The organism is Desulfonatronospira sp. MSAO_Bac3 (assembly GCF_003838035.1).
Taxonomy (GTDB): domain Bacteria; phylum Desulfobacterota; class Desulfovibrionia; order Desulfovibrionales; family Desulfonatronovibrionaceae; genus Desulfonatronospira; species Desulfonatronospira thiodismutans.
Genome location: NZ_QYZY01000318.1, coordinates 1 through 3,905 on the forward strand (window position 1 = coordinate 1; position 3,905 = coordinate 3,905).

General features: G+C 52.6%; 4 protein-coding genes. All 4 read right to left on the reverse strand.

Annotation, left to right across the window (positions count from 1 at the left end):
• The coding region (locus D5S03_RS11190; RefSeq protein ID WP_287044041.1) for a GTP-binding protein at nt 1–577 on the reverse strand (577 nt) is incomplete at its 3' end.
• A gap of 12 nt (nt 578–589) precedes the next feature.
• A complete protein-coding gene (fusA, locus tag D5S03_RS11195; RefSeq protein WP_008871709.1) occupies nt 590–2,662 on the reverse strand; it encodes an elongation factor G in 2,073 nt (690 codons plus the stop codon).
• Nucleotides 2,663–2,823: 161 nt separating this feature from the next.
• A complete protein-coding gene (gene rpsG, locus D5S03_RS11200; RefSeq protein WP_008871710.1) occupies nt 2,824–3,294 on the reverse strand; it encodes a 30S ribosomal protein S7 in 471 nt (156 codons plus the stop codon).
• 24 nt (nt 3,295–3,318) lie between these two features.
• Complete coding sequence (rpsL, locus tag D5S03_RS11205) at nt 3,319–3,690, reverse strand: 30S ribosomal protein S12 (protein ID WP_008871711.1); 372 nt, start codon at nt 3,688–3,690, stop codon at nt 3,319–3,321.
• Between the last annotated feature and the right edge of the window lie 215 nt (nt 3,691–3,905).

The following is a 3,905-nucleotide window of genomic DNA, read 5'->3' on the forward strand; positions in this document are numbered from 1 at the left end:
AGATGCTCTTGGCATCCTCGGATTCAGAGTCCTCAGTCTCCAGGGCCTTCAGGGCACTGCCGCGCACAACGGGAACATCGTCTCCGGGAAAATCATACTTGCTTAAAAGCTCGCGAACCTCCAGCTCCACCAGCTCCAGAAGCTCGGGATCATCAACCAGATCCACCTTGTTCAGGTAAACAACTAAACTTGGAACTCCAACCTGGCGGGCCAGAAGTATATGCTCACGGGTCTGGGGCATGGGACCGTCAGTTGCCGCCACAACCAGAACCGCTCCATCCATCTGGGCAGCACCAGTAATCATGTTCTTGATATAGTCAGCGTGACCGGGACAATCCACGTGAGCATAATGACGATTGGGTGTCTCGTACTCCACGTGGGCAGTTGCTATGGTAATGCCGCGCTCCTTCTCCTCAGGAGCCTTGTCTATCTGGTCAAACGCCACAAACTGACCACTGCCCTTCATGCTCAATACCTTGGTAATGGCTGCTGTCAACGTGGTCTTGCCATGGTCAATATGGCCTATGGTACCTATATTAACGTGCGGCTTCTTGCGGTCAAACTTAGACTTTCCCATCTCTTACTCCCCTTACTTGATTTTCAAAATTTCGTCGGCCAGGCTGGAAGGAACCTTGTCATAGTGGTCGAACTGCATGGTATAGGTTGCCCTGCCCTGCGAATTGGAGCGCAGGTCCGTGGCATAACCGAACATATTGTTCAGGGGCACATAGGCCTTGATTATCTGGGTGCCCATCCTGGGCTCCATCCCCAGAACCTTGCCCCTCCTGCCGTTGAGATCGCTCATTACATCTCCCATGTACTCTTCCGGTGTGAGCGCCTCCACATACATGATGGGCTCAAGAATTATCGGCTCTGCTTTGTTGCAGGCCTCCTTGAAAGCCATGGAACCTGCAATATAAAAAGCCTGCTCGGATGAATCCACATCATGGTACGAACCAAAGACTAAGTTGACCTTTATGTCCACCATGGGATAACCGGCTGCCACTCCGCTTTTCATGGCGTCCTGGATCCCCCTGTCTACTGCGGGTATATATTCCTTGGGAATCACCCCGCCCACAATGGAGTTGACGAATTCGTAGCCCTGGCCGGTTTCTGCAGGCTCCACCTCCAGTACAACGTGGCCGTACTGACCGCGCCCTCCGGTCTGTTTGACATACCTGGTGTCCTGCTTGATTTTCTTGGTGATGGTCTCTCGGTATGAAACCCTGGGCTTGCCCACGTTGGCGTCCACTCCGAATTCCCGCGTAAGCCTGTCCACGATAATATCCAGGTGCAGTTCCCCCATGCCGGCGATCAGTGTCTGTCCGCTCTCTTCGTCGGTGTTCACCCTGAAGGACGGGTCCTCTTTGGACAGTTTCTGCAGGGCATTACTCAGGGAGTTCTGGTCATTCTTGGTCTTGGGCTCTATGGCTATCTCAATGACCGGATCGGGAAATTCTATGGATTCCAGGAGCACAGGGCGCTCCGGTGTGCACAGGGTCTCCCCTGTGGCCGTGTATTTAAGGCCCACTGCGGCAACTATATCGCCTGCATAGGCGGATTTGATCTCTTCGCGCTTGTTGGAGTGCATCTTCAAAAGCCGGCCGATGCGTTCCTTTTTTCCGGTGGCGGCATTTATTACACTCATACCGCTCTCAATTTTGCCGGAGTAAATCCTGAGAAAAGAAAGATGGCCGACATATGGATCTGATGTAAGCTTAAAAGCCAGGGCACTGAAAGGATCGTCATCATTTGGAGGACAGATTATGGTCTCTTCTGTACTGGGATCTACTCCCTGAATGGGAGGTATATCCACCGGCGAAGGCATAAAGCTTACCACTGCATCCAGAAGAGGCTGGACACCCTTGTTCTTGAATGCCGATCCGCACAGCACCGGGCATATACTCAAAGAGATTGCGGCCTTGCGCACCCCGCCCATGATCTCCTCTGAGGTCAGCTCTTCGCCGGAGAGGTACTTGTCCAGCAGGGCTTCCTCCTCTTCGGCAATGGACTCCACTAAGTGATGACGCCATTTCTGGGCTTCCTCCTGGTATTCCTCGGGTATGTCTATATAATCGAACTTCTTGCCCAAGGACTGGTCATCAAAGATGTAGGCCTTGCCGTATACCAAGTCTATAAGCCCCCTGAAATTCTCCTCGGAACCGATGGGTATCTGAAGGGGCACGGGCTTGGCCTTGAGCCGGTCGCGGATCATATCCACAACCCTGAAAAAATCCGCTCCTGTCCTGTCCATCTTGTTTACGAAGGCCATTCTGGGGACATGATACTTGTCAGCCTGCCTCCAGACCGTCTCACTCTGGGGCTCCACTCCGCCGACGGCACAGAAAACAGCCACACAGCCGTCCAGAACCCTGAGAGAGCGTTCCACCTCGACAGTGAAGTCCACATGGCCCGGGGTGTCGATAATATTGATCCTGTGATCCTTCCAGAAACAGGTGGTGGAAGCCGAAGTGATGGTGATGCCGCGTTCCTGCTCCTGCTCCATCCAGTCCATTACCGCCTGTCCATCATGCACCTCCCCAAGACGATGCGATACACCTGTATAGTAGAGTATACGCTCGGTGGTAGTTGTCTTGCCCGCGTCTATGTGGGCCATGATGCCAATGTTTCGCTGCTTGTCTATGGGTACGAGCCGTGACACTGATGATCTCTCTTTAGTGTTAAACCAGATACAAAAAACCTGGGTATAATCACACCCAGGCATGATTGGTGTTTAGGGTTATCCAGCCTGACCAGCCTCCTGAACTTTATCTGATCATGGCGTGCACTGATCAGATAAAAGCTTCTCACCTGCCGGCGCAATTACCAGCGATAGTGAGCAAAGGCCTTGTTGGCTTCGGCCATGCGATGCGTGTCTTCCTTCTTCTTTATTGCGCCCCCGCGATTGTTGTAGGCATCAAGCAGTTCCGAGGACAGCTTGCGGTCCATTCCCTTTTCCCCCCGGTTGCGGGCATAAAGTACCAGCCACCGGATGGCCAGGGCTTCCTGCCTGCTGGGCCTTACTTCCATGGGAACCTGGTAGGTTGCGCCGCCTACACGCCTGGACTTGACCTCCATATGCGGCTTGACGTTTTCCACTACCTGATTGAATGCCTTGAGAGGCTCTTCGCTGGTCTTTTCTCCCAGCTCTTCAATGGCTTTGTACAGCAGGTTTTCTGCTATGCTTTTCTTGCCGTCCACCATGAGGCGGTTGACAAACTTGCTTACCATCCGGCTGTGATATACCGGATCAGGCAGCACTGCTCTTTTAGGTATGGGACCTTTGCGTGGCATTATTTTCTCTCCCTTGCGCAAAAGCTATTTTGGTCTTTTGGTGCCGTACTTGGACCTGCTTTTTCTGCGGTCCCGAACACCGGATGTATCCAGGGTGCCCCTGATAATGGAATATCTGACACCCGGCAGGTCCTTGACACGCCCGCCCCTGATCATGACCACGGAGTGCTCCTGCAGGTTGTGTCCTTCTCCGGGTATATAGGAAGTAACCTCGATTCCGTTTGTGAGGCGGACCCTGGCAACCTTGCGCAATGCTGAGTTGGGCTTTTTGGGTGTAGTGGTGTAAACGCGGACACAGACACCCCGCTTCTGGGGACACTCCTGAAGCGCGGCCCTTTTTTTGCGCTTCACCACCTGGTCCCTGGACCTTCTTACCAATTGATTTATGGTAGGCATATTTCCTCCGAATAATTCTGCTGGCTCAAACCCGCTGTAGTTAATTGATCTGTTGGTCTGTGTCAAGCAAAATATGTAACTGACTTATAATTATTGTATCTGTTTAGCGCTTTTAAGGAAAGCAGGGGACAGGCACTCCGGGACCCACTTGAGCATCATTTTGTGCTTAAAATATCTCATTTTTTGGGACAAGTGGGTCCCGGAAGAGCCAGTCC